The sequence below is a fragment of the Amycolatopsis sp. lyj-90 genome (assembly GCF_046549035.1).
Taxonomy (GTDB): Bacteria; Actinomycetota; Actinomycetes; order Mycobacteriales; family Pseudonocardiaceae; genus Amycolatopsis.
Map to the genome: position 1 here is coordinate 371264 of NZ_JAJPWP010000005.1, position 18037 is coordinate 389300.

An 18037-nucleotide genomic window follows, 5' to 3' on the forward strand; every position below is an offset into this window, starting at 1 on the left:
GTAACCTATCGTGCCCCTTTTCCCCAGATCTTGCCGCAGATGGCACGATGAAGCTCGTGACTGAAAGCAAGGGATCCCTCATTGGTGGCGCGTTGAAGGCCACTCTGCACACCAACCAGGGTGACATCAACCTGAACCTGTTCCCCGACCACGCGCCCAAGACGGTCGCGAACTTCGTCGGGCTCGCCGAGGGCAGCAAGGAGTACACGCAGCCCAACGCTCAGGGCGAGAACTCGGGCCCGTTCTACAACGGGTCGATCTTCCACCGCGTCATCGACGGTTTCATGCTCCAGGGCGGCGACCCGACCGGCACCGGCCGCGGTGGCCCCGGCTACAAGTTCGGCGACGAGTTCCACCCGGAGCTCCAGTTCTCCAAGCCGTACCTGCTGGCGATGGCCAACGCCGGACCCGGCACCAACGGCTCGCAGTTCTTCATCACCGTCGCGCCGACGACGCACCTGAACTTCAAGCACACGATCTTCGGCGAGGTGGCGGACCAGGCTTCCCGCGACGTCGTCGACGCCATCGGGCGCACGGCGACCGGTCCGGCCGACCGTCCGCTGCAGGACGTCGTCATCGAGAAGGTCAGCATCAGCCGCGAGGGCTGACAACGCTGATCACACGGCCTGATACGGGGGATTTCGGTAGGTTGGTGGCATCGTGAGCCAACCACCGAATCCCCAGTACCAGCAGGCCGCCATGCCCGGCTGCTGGTGGCACCCGAACCGGCCGACCGGGCTGAGCTGTTCACGCTGCGAGCGTCCGGCCTGCCCGGATTGCCTGCGCGAAGCCTCCGTGGGCTTCCACTGCACCGACTGCGTGCAGGCGGGCCGCCAGCAGGACCGCGTCCAGCAGAAGCAGTACCGCGACGCCGGTTACGGCGCGCGCACTCTCGCCGGCGCCCAGCAGCCTCGGACGGCTGTCGTGACGCCGGTCCTCCTGGCGCTCAACGTCATCATCTTCTTCATCACCGTCGCCCAGGCGGGCAGCATCTCCGAGAACTTCTACTCGGAGGTCTTCCAGTACGGCCAGCTGTCGAATTCGGCGGCGCTGGTCGACGGCGAGTGGTGGCGGATCTTCACCTCGGGCTTCCTGCAGTTCGGCCTCCTGCACATCGCGAGCAACGCCTTCTCGCTGTGGTTCGTGGGCCGCCCGCTCGAGACCGCGCTCGGCCGCATCCCGTTCACCACGCTCTACTTCGTCTCGATGCTCGGCGGTTCGGTCGCGAACCTGGTGTTCACGGACCTCAACGCACCCCCGGTGATCGGTGCCTCGGGCGCCATCTTCGGGCTCATCGGCGCGTACGCGGTCATCGTCATCAGGCTGCGGCTCAATCCGACGTGGCTGCTCGTCATGCTCGGGCTCAACGTCTTCATCACGTTCCAGGTCCCGGGGATCTCCGTCCTCGCGCACGCGGGCGGTTTCATCGCCGGTCTGGTGACGACCTTCGCGCTGCTTTACGCGCCGGAGAAGAACCGCCTCATGTGGCAGATCGGCGGGATCGCGATCGTGGTCGTCGCGCTGATCGGGCTTCTGGTCTGGCGGGACGTACAGACGGCTTCCAGCGTCTGCGGGGGCGTCCCCGAGGCCGGCAGACTCGTCTACCGGTGCTACCCGGCGTAGTCCCGGTTCCCCCGAGTGGGTTATGCGATTACCCGGTGGAGAAGCAACATGACTGGGTACCTTCACGTTGATCAGCAACATCATCACCGTGGGGGTTGAGATGAAGATTCGCAAGGCAGTCCTGATCACCGCCGTCGCCGCGCTGGCTTCGGCACTGGTGCCCTCGGTCGCGCAAGCAGGCGAGGCCGCGGAAACCTGCCAGACCTACACCAAACGCTATTTCCTCGGCTCGGGCAGCGCGATCACGCTGCGTGTCGCCTACGTCGATGCGGCGTTGAAAATCTGCTTCGGCGATCCCGGCGTCACTTCGTCGGTGGCGACACAGACCGTCGGCACGACGGGGCCGGGCGCGGCGAGCGGCTGGGAGGTCACCGCCGGTCAGGCGGTGGTGGAAGACCAGCGGCCGCGGCACGTCAAAGCGAAGTTCAGCGGGTCTTTGCGGACCTGCGTCGTGAAGATCAACCCGATCTGCTCGCCGGCGTCGCCGTACGAGATCTTCGGGGAGTACGCGCCGCCCGCTGTCGGACCGGCCGTTCCGGGCTGGTCACACGGCCCGAACGGCGACGTCCACTACTACGACAACGCCTGACCCTTGAGGGCGGTGAGGACGTCCAGGACGTCCCTGGGGTCCTCGCCGAGGTCGATCCGGCCGAACACCAGCAGGTGTTCGCCGGATTCGACCTCGAGGGTCAGACTGTCCCGGCCGAGACGGCGCGTCGTGCGCAGCCGGAGCCGGGCCTCGGTCCACGAGTAGCGGTGCGCGCCGCCGACGGTCCTGGCCAGGATTCCGTCGGGACCCGCGGCCAGCCGGGGCCGGAGCAGGGTCCCGTGCAGCGCCAGCGCGCCCACGGAGAGCATCGCGACCCCTGTCAGGACGGTGCCGCCGACGTCGCCGCCGATGGCCAGCCACGCCACGCCTGCCAGCAACAACAGGGTGATCGCCCAGGCCACTACCACAACGTTCTGCTGCGGCGCCCACGAGGTGGGGTAGTTATCCACAGGGGTTATCCACACTGGGGATGAGTCACACCGGTGTAATTCGGCGTCAAGCCGCCAACCGGGGTAATGCTCACCGCCACCGCATCGTCATGAGCAGCCCGGCGATCATCAGCACAAAGCCGATCGCGAAGTTCGTGTTGCCCAGATCCGCCATGAAGGGGATCTTGTCGCCCGCGATGTAGTTGACGACCAGCCACATCAGGCCGACCAGCATGAGACCGAACATCACGATCTTGTAGAACAGGTTCGACGGGCCAGCGGCCTTGACCTTCACCGGCGTGCGGCGGTCGGTCGGCGGGGTGTACGCCGTCTTCTTGCGGACCTTGGACTTAGGCATCGTGTTCCTCGCGTACTGTTCGGCTTCCCTGGTGGCGATGACCCGCTTTCGGGTGCGCAACCAGCGCCACGTGCACACGTTAACGTAAACGAGCGCCGCTGGGCACCGTCCGGGACCGGTCGATTTCCCGCACTGTGACAATGGTGTCACACACGGTTCGACACTGTGCTGGTTCGACACTGCGGCTTGGTTCGAGACTGAGGAGCTTTGCGTGGCTGAGCGGGAAGAGCCGGGCGGGGACCGTCGGCGGTACTCCGAACGACCACCCGGTGAAGGCCGTCCGGTGCCGCACCGGAGGCCGCAAGAGGGCAGGTCACCGGACGGGCCACCGCCGCGACGCCGGATGGACGGGCCTCCGCCGCGCCGTCGTCCCGTGCCGCCGCCGGGGTCGACCGAGGAGACCGTGATCTTCGAACCGGTCGGCGGTGGTGTCGCGACCGAGGAACGCCCGCCACGGGAACTGGGCAAGGGCGGGGTCGCCGTCCGGACCGTCGGAGAGCTTCTCATCACCGCCGGGCTGGTGGTGCTGCTGTTCATGGTCTACGAGGTCTACGTGACGGACCTCTTCTCCGCGGGCAAGCAGTCGGAGGCGAGTTCGGAGCTGGACGGCGACTGGTCGAAGGACCGGCAGCTGCATCCGGATCTGGTCGACGGGAAGGCGTTCGCCAGGATCCACATCCCGGTCTTCGGCGCCGACTTCAACTTCACCATCCAGGAAGGCACCACCGAGGCCGCGCTCGAGGTCGGGCCGGGCCACTACAAGGGCACCGCGCTGCCGGGCGAGCCGGGCAACTTCGCCATCGCCGGCCACCGGGTCGGCAAGGGCGCGCCGTTCAACGATCTGGACAACCTCACCTCGTGCGATCAGATCATCATCGAGACGCAGACCGACTTCTACATCTACAAGGTGCTGCCCTACAAGGACGAGGTCGAGGGCTGGGCCGCGGGCAAGGGCGCCGACCCGAAGTGCAAGAACGTCGGGACGCTGCGTAACCCGAACGCCGTCGACGGCGGCGCCTACGGCGAGACCAACGGCCGCCGCATCGTGTTCCCGACCAAGGGCGACACGGTGAACCCGGTGCCGTACAAGGATCCGGAGATCCTGCCGAAGGCCGATCAGGTCTCGCTGCTCACGCTGACGACGTGTCACCCGAAGTTCTCGGCGCGCGAGCGGCTCATCATCCACTCGGTGCTGGCCCAGCAGGTGCCGAAGAACCAGGTGGGCACCTACGCCGAACTGCTGCCCAAGATCTCGGAGGCGCGCTGATGTACGGCTGGATCTGGCGCAAGCTGCCAGGCCCCTTCGCGGCGAAGCTGACCATGGCGGTCGTGCTGGCGCTCGGGATTGTGGCGCTGCTGATGTTCGTTGTTTTCCCGTGGCTGGAGCCACGGCTCTGGTTCAACGAAGTGAGCGTCCAGTGATGTCTGTCGAGCGCTGACGGAAATATTTCGCAGGGCGCACGACCGTAGGTGGCTCTCGGAGGCGTGAAGGCGCCCTGCAAAAGATTTCCGTGGGCCTTCGGCCCAAGAGAGGGCGCTCGACGGTGAAGTCTCCGTCGGGCGCGGGGCGCCCTTTGGGAGACCGTTGGGCTGGGTTTGAGTTGTGTTCAGCAGGCTGGGGCGGAGGTCGATGGCGGTGCGGTTCGGCGTCTTCCTCGTCTCCGGCCGGTTCCCCGGGCAGCAGGACGCCGACGTCCTGCGCAGGTCGGTCGACGCCGCCGTCGCCGCCGAGCAGGCCGGGTTCGACGACGTCTGGTTCGCCGAGCACCACTTCATGCCCTACGGCGTCTGCCCGTCCGCGATCACCCTCGCCGCGCACGTGCTCGGCCGCACCGAGCGGATCGCGGTCGGCACCGCGGTGAGCGTGCTGTCGGTCGCGCATCCGGTGGCGCTCGCGGAGCAGTGGTCGCTGCTCGACGCGGTTTCCGGCGGACGGCTGCGGATCGGCGTCGGACGTGGCGGCCCGTGGCAGGACCTCGAGGTGTTCGGCACCGGGGCGTCCCGCTACGAAAAGGGGTTCGAGGAGAGCCTCGATCTGCTGCTCGCCGCGATGACTTCGGAGACCGTCTCGGCCGACAGCGACCACTTCGCGTTCCGTGAAGTGCCGATGGTGCCGCGGCCACAGCGCGCTCCGCGCCTGGTCGTGGCCTGTGGCGACGCCGGATCGAGCTCGGTCCGGCTCGCCGCCGACCGCGGCCTGCCGATGCTGCTCGGCCTGCACACCGACGACGAAGGCAAGATCGAAACCCTTGCCGCGTACGGGGATCCCGCCGCCGGACATGTCTCGACGGTGATGTGCCAGGTGGGGGACGACGCGCTGGACGTCGTGCGGTCGGCGTTGCCGGGCTCGTTGAAGGAGGGGTTCGCCGGCCACGTGTACCTCGACGGACGGCGGGGGCTGGAGAAAGACCCTGTTTCCTACACCGACCGGTTGTGCGAGATGCATCCGATCGGCGGTGTGGAGTACTGCGTCGACCGGCTGGGAACGAGCATCCGGCGTACCGGGGTCTCCCACGTGATCATGATGGTGGAAGCGTCCGGTACGCCGGAGGGAACACTCGAGAACATCGCGCGGATCGGGGAAGAGGTACTACCCGCGCTGCGGAACGGTTAGCAGTCGCGGAGTTCCGGGCTCTGGTTCAGCAGCTGGCCGCGCACCGAAACGAACGCGCGGTACCGGTCACTGTCCACTTGGGACCTTTTGAACACGGCGACCCGGTGGCAGTTCTGGAACGCCAGCTTCACGCCGAAGTGCCGTTCCAGTCCGCCGCGGATGGCGTCCGAGGCCAGCGCCCGCAGCAGCTGACCGCGTTCGGCTTCGCTCGGCGGCGGCGTCTCGTTGTCGGCGAACCCGTCTGCCGCGCCCTCGGCCTCCGCGATGACACCGGTGATCACGGTCCAGGCGTACGGCAGGGATTCCCGGACGCAGGCGACGAATTCGGCGTCGGAGACCTCCCCGCGCTCGGCCTTCTCAAGCAGCGCGGGCGATACATCCAGAGACATCGAACCTCCGAGAGAGACGCAGGTGAACGTGGGCCGTCTTCCTGACTACTCACCTGCGGCTCGGCCCACAAGAGAAAACGATCATCATCACCACTTTGGCGGAAGCCGTCGTCACTCCCAGCGAAAAAGCTTCGCCGCCAGGACACAACTGCCCACCGCGAAAGCCGCCAAGACGGCGAGTTGCAGCGGCTGGGCGCCGGCGCCGGTCCAGGCGTCCTCCATGGCCTTGACGCCCGGCGGGACGTACGCGCCGATGTTCTGGACGACCTCCGGCAACAACGGACGCGGCAGGTAGACACCGCCGAGGAACATGATCGGGATGTAGGCGATCATCGCGATCCCGCCCGCCGCGCGGCCGGTCTTGGCGACCGACGCGGCGATCAGCCCGAAACCGAAGATCGCCGTCGTGCCGAGGGCGAACGCGAGCAGGAAGCCGAGCGGATGCCGCGGCCCGGGGACGTCGAAGACGGCGGAGCCGAGCACGATCATCAGGCCGACCCCGGCGATCGTGACGGAGACGTTGATGATCAGCTGGGCCACCAGCAGTTTCGCCGGACGCACCGGCGTGGTGGCGAAGCGGCGGAGGATGCCTTGTTCGCGATAGGTCGCGATCAAGGCCGGGATCGCCTGCAGGCCCATCAGGGCGATGGTGAGCACCACCAGCGAGGGCACCCAGGCGTCGATGAATCGCATGCCCGGTGTCTTCTCGCTCTCCGTCCGCAAGGCCGGGATGGCGCCCAGACCGAGCAACAGCACGGTCGGCGACAGCAGCCCCGAGAGGACCCAGATCGGTGACCGCAGCGCCAGTTTCGTTTCGGTGAAAGTGATCTTGGTGAGCGTGTTCACTGTCCTTCTCCCTTTCAGTCGCGGCCGGTCAGGGTCACGAAAGCGTCGTCCAACGAGGTTTTTCCGGTGCGGTCGCGGAGGTCCGCGGGGGTGCCGGTGGCGACCACACGCCCGGCGTCGAAGACCGCGAGGCGGTCGCAAAGGCGTTCGGCCTCGTCCATGAAGTGCGTGACGAGCAGGACGGTGACGCCGGCGTCGCGCACGCTCTCGACGAGCTTCCAGGTGTCGCGGCGGGCGTGGGGGTCGAGTCCGGTGGTCAGCTCGTCGAGGACGGCGACCTCGGGGCGGCCGACCAGCGCGAGCGCGATCGAGACGCGCTGCTTCTGCCCGCCGGAAAGCTTGCCGAAGTACTTGTTCCGCTGGTCGGTGAGCCCGAGCTTCGCGAGCAGGTCACCGGTGTCGGCGGGGTTCGCGTAGAAGGACGCGTAGAGGTCGAGCGCCTCCTGGACCTTGAGCTTTTCCGGCAGGCGGCTTTCCTGGAGCTGGGAGCCGAGGCGCTGCCGGAGGGTGGCGTGGTCCTTGCCGGGGTCGAGGCCGAGGACCGAGATGCTGCCGGAGTCCGGCGTCCGCAGTCCCTGGAGGCATTCGACGGTGGTGGTCTTGCCCGCGCCGTTGGTCCCGAGGATCCCGAAGATCTCGCCCTGTTCCACGTGGAACGAAACGTCGTCGACCGCGACGTGCTCCCCGTACGTCTTGCGGAGGTTGGTGACTTCGATGAGTGGCATGCGAAAAACGTTATGGCGCAAGGGGTCTGGCCAGAATGGCGCTGAGACCACGACCGGGGTGGGGCTGGACCCACCCCGGTCGTGGCGCTGTGGCCACTGCGTCCGGGCCTGCCCGTGAGCGAGACTTCTCGCATGATTCGCAAGTACCTCACCTCGGTGCGCCGCGGCCTCGTGCTCGCGGGGCTCGCCTTGGTGAGCTGGCTGGACCTCCTCGTCGAACTGGTGGGTTTCTGCCTGCTCTGCCTGGGGCTGGTCTTCGCGTACACGCTGGCCCTGGAGGGAATGCGTCCGCGCGCCGCGCTCACCCGGCGGCTGTCCGGACGCTGGTGCGGTATCGAGGTCGAGCCGCCCTATCGGCCCGCTCCGCCGGAGCCGGAACGCGAGCGAGATGGCTGGTACCGCGAAGGGAACAGCCTGTTCAAGCGGTCTTGGTTCATCAAGTGGACCAAACGGTTCGAGTGGATCTCCGACGATCCGGCGACCGGCCGCGACCTGGGCTGGCAGCTGTGGAATCCGTTCGCGGGTCTGCTGCTCGTGCCTGCCGTGCTGCTGACCGGACCGCGCGCGCTGCGGGTGTACGGCCACTGGACCCGATGGTGGCTCGGACCTCGCGCGTCTCAGAGCGGCGAAGGCTGGCTCAGGCGGCATCTCAAGGCGCTGGGCCACCAGATGGGCCTCTTCGGGCTTTCGGTCGCGCAGCTCGGGATGTTCGTCCCGACGATGCTCGTGCTGATCGGGCCGGCGCCGGCGTTCCCCACGCTGGTGATCGCGGGCCGGACGGTGACCGACACACTGCGCCGTGAGGCCAGGAACTGGACCGGTGTGCGGATCGACCGCCCGTATCTGCCGGAGCCGCCGTTCCCCGTCCCGCGGCCGGACGGGATGTACCAGTACCGGCGGCAGCTGTACGACACGCCGTGGTGGCCCGCGCGGCTGGACCGGTTGCGCTGGGTGATGCGGGACAGGGCGACCTGGCGTGACCTGGCGGGCGCGGTGGTCAACTCCGTCGTCCTGTTGCTGATGATGCTGCCGACGGCCGCTCTGGTGCTCTTCGGGTTCATGGGTTTCCTGGCACTGTGGGTGTGGCGGCCGATCGCCCAGTGGACGGACACCTCCTGGTCGACCACGCAGTGGTTCTCGATGATCGGGTTGCCCGAAGCGACCACGCACTGGCAGGCGCTCGCGCTGACGCCGGTCGCGGTGGCGGCTTTCGTGGTGGGCCTGATCGCGACACCGTGGCTGGCGCGTCAGGAGGCCCGCTTCGCGAAGCTGCTTCTGGGGCCGACGGAAGCTTCGAGGCTGGAACAACGTGTCGAGCGGCTTAAGCAGACGCGGACGGACGCGTCGGTGGCGCAGGCCGCCGAGATGCGGCGTATCGAACGGGATCTGCACGACGGGGTCCAGTCGCGGCTGGTCGCGATGGGGATGAAGCTGGGTGCGGTCGAGGCGCTGATCGACACCGATCCGGCCGCCGCGAAACGGCTCGCCGCCGAGTTGCGGCAGACGTCGTCCGAAACGTTGACGGAGGTGCGGCTGCTGGTGCGGGGGATTCACCCGCCGGTGTTGTCCGAGCGCGGTCTCGGCGACGCGGTGCGGGCGATGGCGCTGGACAGTCCACTGCGGGCTTCCGTGAGCGGTCTGCTGCCTCGGCTCGAACAGCCCGCGGAGGCGTGCGCGTACTTCGCGGTCAGCGAGTTGCTGGGCAACGCGGCGAAGCACGGTGAAGCGCGGAAAGTGTCGATCGAGCTCGGTTACGACGACGGTGTGCTGCGGATCGAGGTGGCCGACGACGGGAAAGGCGGCGCGAACGCGGCACGGGGCAGCGGGATCCGCGGGATCGAGCGCAGGCTGGGCGCCTTCGACGGTACTTTTGCTCTGACCAGCCCGCCCGGCGGGCCGACGAAGGCGACCCTGGAGATCCCGTGTCAGCTCGACCCCGATGCGTCGTCGCCGAGGACCAGTACCTCCTCCGGGACGGATTGACGCATTTGCTGACCGCGCACGGTTTCGACGTCGTCGAGGCGGTCGGGACCGGACCGGAACTGGAGCGGGCGCTGCGGGCGCACCGGCCGGACGTCTCGGTCGTGGACGTCCGGATGCCGCCGACGCTCACCGACGAAGGCTTGCAGGTCTCGTTGGCGGTGCGGCGTGACATCCCCGGTTTGCCGATTCTCGTGCTGTCGCAACATGTCGAGCAGCTCTACGCGCGTGAACTGCTGGCCGACGGCGCCGGCGCGATCGGCTATCTGCTGAAGGACCGGGTCTTCAACGCCGACCAGTTCATCGACGCGGTGCGGCGAGTGGCGGGCGGCGGGACCGCGATGGATCCCGAGGTGATCGCGAAACTGGTGGCGGGCAACGCCTCCGACCCGCTGGCGGCCCTGACCCCGCGCGAACGCGAAGTGCTCGGATTGATGGCCGAGGGCTGTTCCAACGCCGCCATCGCCGGGCGGCTGCACTTCAGCGAGGGTGCGGTGGGGAAGCACACCGCGAACATCTTCGCGAAGCTCGGCATTGTCGCTTCGGACGACACGAACCGCCGGGTGCTCGCGGTCCTGGCGTACCTGGGTTCCTGACCCGGCGGGCTGTCGGTCCGCGGGCTCAGGGTGGGTGTGTGGAAATAGGGACGTTGAGTGTCCCTATTTCCACACACCCACCCTGATTCGACCGTTCACGCGGCACTGTGTGGATTTCTGGTCGTCCAACGCACCAAAATCCACACAGTCCGCTCGCACACCCACCCCGAAACGCCATGAAGGACCCCACGCTCGGTGAGGCCCTTCATGACTTGCCCGACAGTTGTCCACAACCCTTCCCGGCTGTGGACAACCCCGTCTGACCAGCCCTTTTCCCGGTTCCAGCCGGTAGACTGGGTTCGGGGCCGCCCCCTGGGACGGGTGGGGGGCTGGGTAGGTGAGTTAAGAGCGGGAAATATGGGTCATTTCGTCGCGTTCCACGACCTTGACGCGTTCGCGGCCGTGCGGGACGCCGAGGGACTTTTCGTGGGCGTCGAGTTTGCCCCAGCCTTCCCAGGTGGTGAAGGGAACGCCGCGCTCGGCGAGGAAGCCGAGGATCGCGTCGGGATCGTCGATGGCCGGGGCCGTCAGGTTGTCGGCGTCGGCCAGCAGGCTCGCGATCGTCTCGGCCGCGTCGCCCTTGGTGTGGCCGATGAGGCCGACGGGGCCACGCTTGATCCAGCCGGTCACGTAGACGCCCGGCACCTGGTCCTCGTCGATGTCCAGCACCCGGCCCGCCTGGTTCGGCACGGTCCCGGTGGTGTGGTCGAACGGGATTTCCGGCAGGTGCGACGACAGGTAGCCCACCGCGCGGTAGACGGCCTGGACGTCCCAGTCGTGGAATTCGCCGGTGCCGCGCACGTTGCCGTCACCGGTCAGTTCGGTGCGCTCGGTCCGCAGGCCGGTCACCCGGCCGTCCTCGCCGACGATCTCGCACGGCGAGTGCAGGAAGTGCAGGTGCAGCCGCTTCGGCCGGTCACCCTGGTCGCGGATCGCCCACTCCTGCAGCGTCTTCACGACCATGTCGATCTGCTTCGACGCCCGCAGCGCGGTGATGCTGCCCTCGTCGAACTCGATGTCCTCCGGGTTCACGATGACCTCGACGTTCGGCGAGTGGTCCAGCTCGCGGAGCTCGAGCGGCGTGAACTTCGCCTGAGCCGGGCCACGACGCCCGAACACGTGCACGTCGGTGACCGGGCTGGCCTTCAAGCCCTGGTAGACGTTGTCCGGGATGTCGGTGCTGAGCAGCTCGTCAGCGGTCTTCGCGAGGATCCGGGCCACGTCGAGCGCCACGTTGCCGACACCGAGAACGGCGACCGAGGTCGCGTTCAGCGGCCAGGTGCGCGGCACGTCCGGGTGCCCGTCGTACCAGGAAACGAAGTCGGCGGCGCCGTAGCTGCCGTCGAGGTCGATCCCGGGGATGTCGAGCCCGCGGTCGGCCATGGCGCCGGTCGAGAAGATCACCGCGTCGTAGAACTGGCGCAGATCGTCGAGCTTGAGGTCGGTCCCGTAGTCGACGTTGCCCAGCAAGCGGATGTTCGGCTTGTCGAGGACCTTGTGCAGGGCGGTGACGATGCCCTTGATCCGGGGGTGGTCGGGCGCGACGCCGTACCGAATCAGCCCGAACGGCGCCGGCATGCGCTCGAACAGGTCGATCGTCACGTCGGCGTCGGACTTGTCGAGGATGTCGGCGGCGTAGATGCCGGCCGGACCGGCACCCACGATGGCTACACGAAGAGAACGGCTCACCCCTACCACGGTAAGTTAGGTTGCCCTAACAATCATTGTGATCTGGCGTACGGTCCACCTGCTGGGAGCCGCTAAGCTGGACGCATGCGCGTGCTCGTCGTCGACAATTACGACAGTTTTGTCTACAACCTGGTCCAGTACCTGGCCCAGCTCGGCGCCGACTGCACCGTCTGGCGTAACGACGTGGTGGAGATCGACAAGCTCGGCGAGTTCGACGCGGTCCTCGTCTCTCCCGGCCCCGGAACCCCGGAACGTGCTGGTCAGAGCATGGACGTCGTCCGCAAATGCGCCGACGAGCGCATCCCGATGCTCGGCGTCTGCCTCGGCCACCAGGCCTTGGGTGTCGTCTTCGGCGCCACCGTCGATCGCGCCCCCGAACTGCTGCACGGAAAGACCAGTCAAGTCCACCATTCGGGCGACGGAGTACTCGCCGGACTGCCCGGTGAATTCACCGCCACGCGGTACCACTCGCTGACCGTTTTGCCCGAAACGATCGACGACGCCGTGTTCGAGATCACAGGCCGCACCGAGTCCGGTGTCGTGATGGGCATGCGGCACCGCGAGCTGCCGCTCGAAGGCGTCCAGTTCCACCCCGAGTCCGTGCTCACGCAGGGCGGGCACCGGATGCTGGCGAACTGGATGGCGTCCGCCGGGCACCCGGTCCCCGACGCCACGGTCGAAGAACTCGAACAGGCGACCCGTGCGCTGCAGAAGGCCGCTGCTGCGTGACCTCGCTGATCCGGCTCGAAGGAGTCGGTAAGCGCTACGGCCGCGGCGAACCCGTACTCGTCGACGTCGACCTCGACGTCCCGGCAGGCCGTGTCATCGGCATCCTCGGCTCGAACGGCTCGGGGAAGTCGACGTTGCTCAGGATCCTCGCGGCACTTTCCCGCGAAACCTCGGGAACCGTCGTCGGCAGCCCCCGTGTCGGCTACCTGCCGGACCGCTTCCCGGCGGGGCAGCGGATGAGCGCCAGGGCCTACCTGCGGCACATGGCCCGCATCGACGGCCTTGTCGACTTGTCGGCCATCGACCCTTTGCTGGACAGGCTCGCGCTGGTCGGCGGGCCGGACGCGCCCTTGCGGACCCTGTCGAAGGGCAACGCCCAAAAGGTCGGCCTCGCCCAAGCCGTCCTGGTCCGGCCGGAGCTTCTGATCCTCGACGAGCCCTGGTCCGGCCTCGACGTCGAAGCCCACACGGTGCTCGGCGAAATAGTCGCCGAGACCAAAGAGCGCGGCGCGAGCGTGGTCTTCACCGACCACCGGGCCGCCGCCGTGCACGCCCACGCCGACGACGTCCACCGGATGGACGCCGGCCTCCTGACCCGCGTCGAATCCGCGGCGAAGGCCGAAAACGCGACCAGGATCGTCCTCCACGGACCCGGCGGCGACTGGTCGTCGGAACCTGGTGTCAGCCAGGCCGTGACCGAGGGCGAAAGAGTCGTCCTGACGGTCGAAGCCGGGCACGCGGACGCCGTCCTGCTGCGCGCGCTCAACCGCGGCTTTTCGGTCCGGGAGGTGGCGCCGTGCTCGCCATGACGCGCTACTACCTCGCGCTGCTCGGCCATTCCCAGCGCTATCTCCCCGCGATCCTCGCCTACCTCGCGGTCAACACCGTGCTCTACACCGATCCGAAGTCGCCGCTGCTGCCGCAGTACGGGATCAGCGCGGGTTCGCTCCTGGTGGTTTCGTGCTGGCTGACGATCGCGATGCTCGACGTCGAGGATCCGGTCCAGCGGCTGGTGACCTTCAGCCACGCCCGGCGCTGGCGATCGGTCCTCGGCGGCGCCGCGCTGGCGGTCTTCTGCTGTGCCGTCGTGCTGATCCTCGTGACGGTGCTGTGGTCCGGCCTCCGGACCGGCGGCTTCACGATCGGCACCTTCGCTCTCGGTGCCGCGGTCCACGCGTTGTGCGCGCTGTTCGGGATCGCGATCGGCCTGCCCTGTTCGCGGCTGCTGATCCCGCGCGTCGGCTGGTCCGTGCTGGCCGCGATCTTCGCCCTCGCGGCCGTGCTCCTGGTCAAGTGGCTGCCGCTGGCCAATCCGCTCCTGCGCGCCTTGACCTCGCAACAGCCAGTGGCCGGTCCGTTCACGGTGGCCGTGGTGGCGGCTTTCGCCGCGTTGTTCTTGAGCGCGACGGCCGTCGGCTACCTGCTTCGCCGCAACGCCTGATGCCGCTTCAGTCCGTGGCCGACTGCGCGGGGAGGGCGATCACCTTGACCAACGGCGCCAGGTCGGTGAAATCGGGGCCGTTTCGGGTGACCAGAGGAATTCGATGGATCGCTGCGACCGACGCGATGAGGAGATCCATCCGCCGTCCGCGCGGCTGTCTGCCGCCGTCGAGCACCATGGCGTAAAGCTGGCCGTACATGCGAGCGGCCTCCGGCGTGAACGGGAGGCAGATCATCCGTGCTTCCACTCGTTGGAGACGGACCAGACGAGAGGCCCTGTCGCGGGGCCGGGCCGCGCCGTGCACCCCGGCGGCCAGCTCCGCCAAGGTGATCGAGCTGATGGCCGCGGGAGCGTCGAGCGCGAGTTCATCGGGACGAGGCAAGGCGATGACAGCCGAAGTGTCGAGCAGAACCGCTTCTGTCACTGCTCCGACTCTCCCGGGCCGCGGTGCGGGTCAGGATCCGCCGCGCGATCGACGTCCGCGAAGAACTGTTCAGGATCCTCCGGTGGAAGATCGCCGAGAAGCTCGATCAGTTCGCCGAACGGAACGAAGGTCGGCTTCTGACTGTGCGGCACGATATCCGCGACTGGCGTGCCGTTGCGCGTGAGAACAAAGCTGTCCCCTTCTTCGACGGCACGCATGATGTTCGGCGTGTCGTTGCGCAGTTCGCGTTGAGTGATCCGCCGGGCCATTCCTTTAGTGTAGCGCTTCGTAGCGACATGGCGACGATGGCATGAAAAGGGCCCCGCACGAAACCGTGCGGGGCCCTTTTCTCGATCTGTCCTACTGTCCGCCGCCCGGGAAGCCCGGCAGGTTACGAGAACTCGACGTTGTCGGCGTCTCGTCGCCTTCGACGATGAACAGCGTGATCGGCGCGTTCTTCGCGACCTTCGCACCGGCCTGCGGGTTGGTCTTGCTGACCTTGCCCGCGTCGTCCCGGTCGCCGTTCTTGTCGGCCTGCGTGTTGATCTGGCCGCTCCAGCCCAGCTGCTGCAACTGGCGGGTGGCCTGCTCCTCCGTCATGCCCTTCAGGTTCGGCATGTCGAAGGTCTCCTGGCTGCCGTCCGACACGGTCACCGTGACCACACCGCCGACAGCGAGCTTTCCGCCGTTCGGGGTCTGCTCGATGACGGTGTCCTTGGGCTCGCTGGAGTTGGCGGTCTTGAAACTCGGCGTGAACCCGGCCTGCCTCAGCCCGGCGTCGGCCTCGGACTTCGTCTTGCCCTTGAAGTTCGGGACCGTCTTCAGTTCCTTGGACTTCCCGACCGTGATGTCGACCTTGGAGCCCTGGTCGACATCCGCCTGCGCGCCCGGGTTCTGCGAAAGGACCTTGCCCGCGTTGTTCGGCTCGTCGGTCTCCTGCTCGGTGGTCACCCCGAGCAGCAGCCCCGCGCTGGTCAGCGCAGTCTCGGCCTCGCTCTGGGACTTGCCCTTGAGGTCCGGCGTCTTGACCTTGCCCGGTTTCGCGCCGACGGTCAGCGTGATCTTCTCCGTGGTCGGCGTCACCTGACCCTCGTTCGGGCTGATCGCGATGACCTTGTCGATGTCGTTCTCGTCGCAGGCGGGCAGGCCGTTCGCTGGCGCACCGGTGCAGGGGATCTTCTTGGTCTGCTCGAACGAGTTGAACCCCGCGCCCCGGAGAGTGTCCTTCGCCGAAGCCTCGGACTGACCCATGACCTTCGGGATCGCCTTGCTCTCCGCGCCGGTGCTGCTGAAGGCGTTGGACAGCCACATGATCAGCAGCACCACCGCCGCCAGCGAGACGACGAGGCCGGCGATCAACCAGGCGCGGCGCTTCTTCTTCGCGGCCGGGTCTTCGTCCTCTTCCTCGTACTGGTCGTAGCGCTGCGGCGCCCGGCGGTCGGAGTCCATGACCTGGGTGCGCTCGTCCTCCGACATCACCATCGGCGCGGCGGGCCGCTGGCCGGACAGCGTGCGGACCAGGTCCGAACGCATCTCCGCCGACGACTGGTAGCGGTTCGCCGGGCCCTTCGCGAGCGCCTTGAGCACGACGGCGTCGAGCTCCGGCGCCACGGCCGGGTTCACCGACGACGGCGGGTTCGGGTCTTCCCGGACGTGCTGGTACGCCACCGCCACGGGGGAGTCGCCGGTGAAGGGCGGCTCGCCGGTGATGAGTTCGTACAGCACACAGCCCGCGGCGTAGACGTCGGAACGCGCGTCGACGGACTCACCTCGAGCCTGCTCCGGCGAGAGGTACTGCGCCGTGCCGATCACCGCGGCGGTCTGCGTCATCGCGGACTGCCCGTCGTGCATGGCGCGCGCGATGCCGAAGTCCATCACCTTGACGGCGCCGTTCTTCGTGATCATCACGTTCGCCGGTTTGACGTCGCGGTGCACGATGCCGTGCCGGTGCGAGAAGTCCAGCGCCGCGCAGACGTCGGCCATGACCTCCATCGCCCGCTTCTGCGACATCGGGCCTTCGGTCTTGACGATGTCCCGCAGAGTCCGTCCCTCGACGAACTCCATGACGATGTAGGGCAGCGTGCCGAACTCGGTGTTCGTCTCGCCGGTGTCGTAGACGGCGACGATCGCCGGGTGGTTCAGTGCCGCCGCGTTCTGTGCCTCACGACGGAAACGTTCTTGGAACTGGGGATCCCGCGCCAGGTCGGCGCGCAGGATCTTGATCGCCACCTCCCGGCCCAGGCGCACGTCGTGGCCGTGATGGACCTCGGACATGCCTCCGTAGCCGAGCGTGTCTCCCAGCTCGTAGCGGTTGCTGAGCAGTCTTGGTGTGCTCATCTCTGCGTGCCGTTCCATTCCGTCCAAGGTTTGCTGCTCATCATTCCTGGATTCGCCTGCCCGGCCGACTCCTCGGTGCCGCCCTCCGTCGGCCCCGCGGGGTACGCGGATGTCGGTGAAGGACCTACAGACTTCTTACCCGGAGCCGGTGCCTGTTCACTCGTGTCCACGCCGCCAGACTGCTGTCCGTTGCCCGAACCGACCAGTCTCACGATGAGGAAGGCTCCTGCCACCAGTACTGCGATCAGGATCACCGCGAGCAGCACCCACCAGCCCCATTGTGGCCGCTTGCCGGGCAGACGGCGGACCGCCATCGGGGGCGGGCCGGTGACCGGGTGCATCGCCGGATGCGACGCCGGTCCGACCGCCACCATCGGATTCGGCGGCGAGTGCGGACCGAGCGGCCCCTGCTGCGGCATCACGGGCGGCTGGCCCGCAGCGTAAGCCACGTTGACCAGGCCCGACGGCGTGGGCAGCGGCAGGCCGGCGCGGATCGCGGCCACCGCGGCCGCGAACTCGCCGCCGCTGTTGTACCGCTGTCTCGGATCCTTGATCAGGGTCGCTTCGATGACCGCGCGGGTGCCCGGGGGCACGTCCGGCGGCAGCGGCGGCGGGAGGTCGCGGATGTGCATCATCGCGACCGTCACCGCGTTCTCCGAAAGGAACGGCCGGTGCCCGGTCAGGCATTCGTAGCCGCAGACGGCCAGCGAGTAGACGTCGCTCGCCGGTTCGGCGTTGTGCCCGAGTGCCTGCTCGGGGGCGATGTAGTGGGCGGTGCCCATGACCATGCCGGACCTGGTCACCGGGGCGGCGTCGGCGGCCTTCGCGACACCGAAGTCGGTGATCTTCACCTGCCCGGCCGGGGTGACCATGATGTTGCCCGGTTTGACGTCGCGGTGCACGAGACCGGTTTCGTGCGCGGCCTGCAGCGCGTTACCGGCCTGCTCCAGGATGTCCAGGGTGCGCTCGGCGTTCAGCCGTCCCTCGCGGGTGATGATCGCGGCCAGCGGATCGCCTTCGACCAGTTCCATCACCAGGTACGCGATCGACAGCTCGTCCGCGACCGTCTCGCCGTAGTCGTGCACCGCGGCGATGCCGGGGTGGTTCAGCGACGCCGTCATCCGGGCCTCGGTCCGGAAGCGGTGCAGGAACTCGGCGTCGCCGGACAGCTCCGCCTTGAGGATCTTGACCGCGACCGTCCGGTCCAGCCGCGTGTCGCTGGCCTGCCAGACCTCGCCCATCCCGCCGACGGCGATCCGGTTCGTCAGCTTGTACCGGTCGGCCAGCAGCTGACCCGAGGACAGCATG

At 67.9% G+C, this 18037-nt stretch carries 21 protein-coding genes; 11 read left to right on the forward strand and 10 right to left on the reverse strand.

Annotated features, from left to right (window positions below; translation table 11 throughout):
• The first annotated feature begins 47 nt into the window (after window positions 1–47).
• The 3 genes from ACLJPX_RS21070 to ACLJPX_RS21080 all read left to right on the forward strand — a co-directional run bounded on the left by ACLJPX_RS21070 (window position 48) and on the right by ACLJPX_RS21080 (window position 2212).
• Entirely contained in the window at window positions 48–608 is a 561-nt protein-coding gene (locus tag ACLJPX_RS21070) for a peptidylprolyl isomerase (protein ID WP_168214457.1), read from the forward strand.
• 52 nt (window positions 609–660) lie between these two features.
• The gene (locus ACLJPX_RS21075; RefSeq protein ID WP_410601591.1) at window positions 661–1623 is read left to right on the forward strand and encodes a rhomboid family intramembrane serine protease; all 963 of its coding nucleotides are present in this window, start codon (window positions 661–663) and stop codon (window positions 1621–1623) included.
• A 100-nt stretch (window positions 1624–1723) separates the two neighbouring features.
• Window positions 1724–2212 (forward strand): hypothetical protein, encoded by a 489-nt coding sequence (locus ACLJPX_RS21080; protein ID WP_101613636.1) that lies wholly within the window; start codon window positions 1724–1726, stop codon window positions 2210–2212.
• Here ACLJPX_RS21080 and ACLJPX_RS21085 read toward each other — a convergent pair.
• A complete protein-coding gene (locus tag ACLJPX_RS21085) occupies window positions 2197–2574 on the reverse strand; it encodes a PH domain-containing protein (RefSeq protein ID WP_410601917.1) in 378 nt (125 codons plus the stop codon). The genes ACLJPX_RS21080 and ACLJPX_RS21085 overlap by 16 nt on opposite strands.
• A 118-nt stretch (window positions 2575–2692) precedes the next feature.
• Window positions 2693–2959 (reverse strand): cell division protein CrgA, encoded by a 267-nt coding sequence (gene crgA, locus ACLJPX_RS21090; RefSeq protein ID WP_101613637.1) that lies wholly within the window; start codon window positions 2957–2959, stop codon window positions 2693–2695.
• Window positions 2960–3302: 343 nt separating this feature from the next.
• Between crgA and ACLJPX_RS21095 the strand changes: the two genes are divergently transcribed.
• The 3 genes from ACLJPX_RS21095 (at window position 3303) to ACLJPX_RS21105 (ending at window position 5573) form a co-directional block, all read left to right on the forward strand.
• On the forward strand, window positions 3303–4226 hold the full coding sequence (locus ACLJPX_RS21095) for a class E sortase (RefSeq protein ID WP_101611605.1): 924 nt from the start codon (window positions 3303–3305) through the stop codon (window positions 4224–4226).
• Complete coding sequence (locus tag ACLJPX_RS21100) at window positions 4226–4381, forward strand: hypothetical protein (protein ID WP_101611606.1); 156 nt, start codon at window positions 4226–4228, stop codon at window positions 4379–4381. The genes ACLJPX_RS21095 and ACLJPX_RS21100 overlap by 1 nt, the downstream gene beginning before the upstream one ends.
• A gap of 208 nt (window positions 4382–4589) precedes the next feature.
• Window positions 4590–5573, forward strand: coding sequence for an LLM class flavin-dependent oxidoreductase (locus ACLJPX_RS21105; protein WP_410601592.1), 984 nt, complete (start codon window positions 4590–4592; stop codon window positions 5571–5573).
• Here the strand turns inward: ACLJPX_RS21105 and ACLJPX_RS21110 are convergent.
• The 3 genes from ACLJPX_RS21110 to ACLJPX_RS21120 form a co-directional block, all read right to left on the reverse strand.
• Window positions 5570–5962 (reverse strand): SCO5389 family protein, encoded by a 393-nt coding sequence (locus ACLJPX_RS21110; RefSeq protein ID WP_410601593.1) that lies wholly within the window; start codon window positions 5960–5962, stop codon window positions 5570–5572. The genes ACLJPX_RS21105 and ACLJPX_RS21110 overlap by 4 nt on opposite strands.
• Window positions 5963–6073: 111 nt before the next feature.
• Complete coding sequence (locus ACLJPX_RS21115; protein WP_410601594.1) at window positions 6074–6808, reverse strand: ABC transporter permease; 735 nt, start codon at window positions 6806–6808, stop codon at window positions 6074–6076.
• A 14-nt stretch (window positions 6809–6822) separates the two neighbouring features.
• Window positions 6823–7533, reverse strand: a complete 711-nt coding sequence (locus ACLJPX_RS21120) for an ABC transporter ATP-binding protein (RefSeq protein ID WP_410601595.1) — start codon at window positions 7531–7533, stop codon at window positions 6823–6825.
• Between the two features lie 132 nt (window positions 7534–7665).
• Here ACLJPX_RS21120 and ACLJPX_RS21125 point away from each other — a divergent pair, with 132 nt between their 5' ends.
• Complete coding sequence (locus ACLJPX_RS21125) at window positions 7666–9516, forward strand: histidine kinase (protein WP_410601596.1); 1851 nt, start codon at window positions 7666–7668, stop codon at window positions 9514–9516.
• Complete coding sequence (locus ACLJPX_RS21130) at window positions 9456–10109, forward strand: response regulator (RefSeq protein WP_101611612.1); 654 nt, start codon at window positions 9456–9458, stop codon at window positions 10107–10109. The genes ACLJPX_RS21125 and ACLJPX_RS21130 overlap by 61 nt, the downstream gene beginning before the upstream one ends.
• Before the next feature lie 342 nt (window positions 10110–10451).
• On the opposite strand, the gene ACLJPX_RS21135 is transcribed toward ACLJPX_RS21130, so the two are convergent.
• Window positions 10452–11771, reverse strand: a complete 1320-nt coding sequence (locus ACLJPX_RS21135; RefSeq protein ID WP_410601918.1) for a pyridine nucleotide-disulfide oxidoreductase — start codon at window positions 11769–11771, stop codon at window positions 10452–10454.
• Window positions 11772–11882: 111 nt separating this feature from the next.
• Here ACLJPX_RS21135 and ACLJPX_RS21140 point away from each other — a divergent pair, with 111 nt between their 5' ends.
• Genes ACLJPX_RS21140 through ACLJPX_RS21150 form a run of 3 tightly spaced genes read left to right on the forward strand, consistent with a single transcriptional unit; the run spans window position 11883 to window position 13968 of the window.
• A complete protein-coding gene (locus tag ACLJPX_RS21140; protein WP_410601597.1) occupies window positions 11883–12527 on the forward strand; it encodes an aminodeoxychorismate/anthranilate synthase component II in 645 nt (214 codons plus the stop codon).
• Window positions 12524–13336 carry an ATP-binding cassette domain-containing protein gene (locus ACLJPX_RS21145; protein WP_410601598.1) on the forward strand — a complete coding sequence of 271 codons (813 nt, stop codon included), beginning with the start codon at window positions 12524–12526 and terminating at the stop codon, window positions 13334–13336. The genes ACLJPX_RS21140 and ACLJPX_RS21145 overlap by 4 nt, the downstream gene beginning before the upstream one ends.
• Entirely contained in the window at window positions 13324–13968 is a 645-nt protein-coding gene (locus tag ACLJPX_RS21150) for a hypothetical protein (RefSeq protein WP_410601599.1), read from the forward strand. Before ACLJPX_RS21145 ends, ACLJPX_RS21150 begins: the two co-directional genes overlap by 13 nt.
• A gap of 7 nt (window positions 13969–13975) precedes the next feature.
• Here the strand turns inward: ACLJPX_RS21150 and ACLJPX_RS21155 are convergent, their stop codons facing one another.
• The 4 genes from ACLJPX_RS21155 to ACLJPX_RS21170 all read right to left on the reverse strand — a co-directional run bounded on the left by ACLJPX_RS21155 (window position 13976) and on the right by ACLJPX_RS21170 (window position 18036).
• On the reverse strand, window positions 13976–14392 hold the full coding sequence (locus ACLJPX_RS21155) for a type II toxin-antitoxin system VapC family toxin (protein ID WP_101611616.1): 417 nt from the start codon (window positions 14390–14392) through the stop codon (window positions 13976–13978).
• Window positions 14389–14661 carry a type II toxin-antitoxin system Phd/YefM family antitoxin gene (locus ACLJPX_RS21160; RefSeq protein ID WP_410601600.1) on the reverse strand — a complete coding sequence of 91 codons (273 nt, stop codon included), beginning with the start codon at window positions 14659–14661 and terminating at the stop codon, window positions 14389–14391. Before ACLJPX_RS21160 ends, ACLJPX_RS21155 begins: the two co-directional genes overlap by 4 nt.
• 91 nt (window positions 14662–14752) lie before the next feature.
• Window positions 14753–16729 carry a Stk1 family PASTA domain-containing Ser/Thr kinase gene (pknB, locus tag ACLJPX_RS21165; RefSeq protein ID WP_410601601.1) on the reverse strand — a complete coding sequence of 659 codons (1977 nt, stop codon included), beginning with the start codon at window positions 16727–16729 and terminating at the stop codon, window positions 14753–14755.
• Entirely contained in the window at window positions 16726–18036 is a 1311-nt protein-coding gene (locus ACLJPX_RS21170) for a protein kinase domain-containing protein (RefSeq protein WP_410601602.1), read from the reverse strand. Before ACLJPX_RS21170 ends, pknB begins: the two co-directional genes overlap by 4 nt.
• Window position 18037: the final 1 nt, after the last annotated feature.

What these genes read in the sequence shown, in the direction of transcription:
- ACLJPX_RS21070 (WP_168214457.1), top strand. Translation starts at nt 48, where the DNA reads ATGAAGCTCGTGACTGAAAGCAAGGGATCCCTCATTGGTGGCGCGTTG.
- ACLJPX_RS21080 (WP_101613636.1), top strand. Translation starts at nt 1,724, where the DNA reads ATGAAGATTCGCAAGGCAGTCCTGATCACCGCCGTCGCCGCGCTGGCT.
- crgA (WP_101613637.1), bottom strand. Translation starts at nt 2,959, where the DNA reads ATGCCTAAGTCCAAGGTCCGCAAGAAGACGGCGTACACCCCGCCGACC.
- ACLJPX_RS21095 (WP_101611605.1), top strand. Translation starts at nt 3,303, where the DNA reads ATGGACGGGCCTCCGCCGCGCCGTCGTCCCGTGCCGCCGCCGGGGTCG.
- ACLJPX_RS21100 (WP_101611606.1), top strand. Translation starts at nt 4,226, where the DNA reads ATGTACGGCTGGATCTGGCGCAAGCTGCCAGGCCCCTTCGCGGCGAAG.
- ACLJPX_RS21105 (WP_410601592.1), top strand. Translation starts at nt 4,590, where the DNA reads ATGGCGGTGCGGTTCGGCGTCTTCCTCGTCTCCGGCCGGTTCCCCGGG.
- ACLJPX_RS21110 (WP_410601593.1), bottom strand. Translation starts at nt 5,962, where the DNA reads ATGTCTCTGGATGTATCGCCCGCGCTGCTTGAGAAGGCCGAGCGCGGG.
- ACLJPX_RS21120 (WP_410601595.1), bottom strand. Translation starts at nt 7,533, where the DNA reads ATGCCACTCATCGAAGTCACCAACCTCCGCAAGACGTACGGGGAGCAC.
- ACLJPX_RS21125 (WP_410601596.1), top strand. Translation starts at nt 7,666, where the DNA reads ATGATTCGCAAGTACCTCACCTCGGTGCGCCGCGGCCTCGTGCTCGCG.
- ACLJPX_RS21140 (WP_410601597.1), top strand. Translation starts at nt 11,883, where the DNA reads ATGCGCGTGCTCGTCGTCGACAATTACGACAGTTTTGTCTACAACCTG.
- ACLJPX_RS21160 (WP_410601600.1), bottom strand. Translation starts at nt 14,661, where the DNA reads ATGGCCCGGCGGATCACTCAACGCGAACTGCGCAACGACACGCCGAAC.
- pknB (WP_410601601.1), bottom strand. Translation starts at nt 16,729, where the DNA reads ATGAGCACACCAAGACTGCTCAGCAACCGCTACGAGCTGGGAGACACG.
- ACLJPX_RS21170 (WP_410601602.1), bottom strand. Translation starts at nt 18,036, where the DNA reads ATGCTGTCCTCGGGTCAGCTGCTGGCCGACCGGTACAAGCTGACGAAC.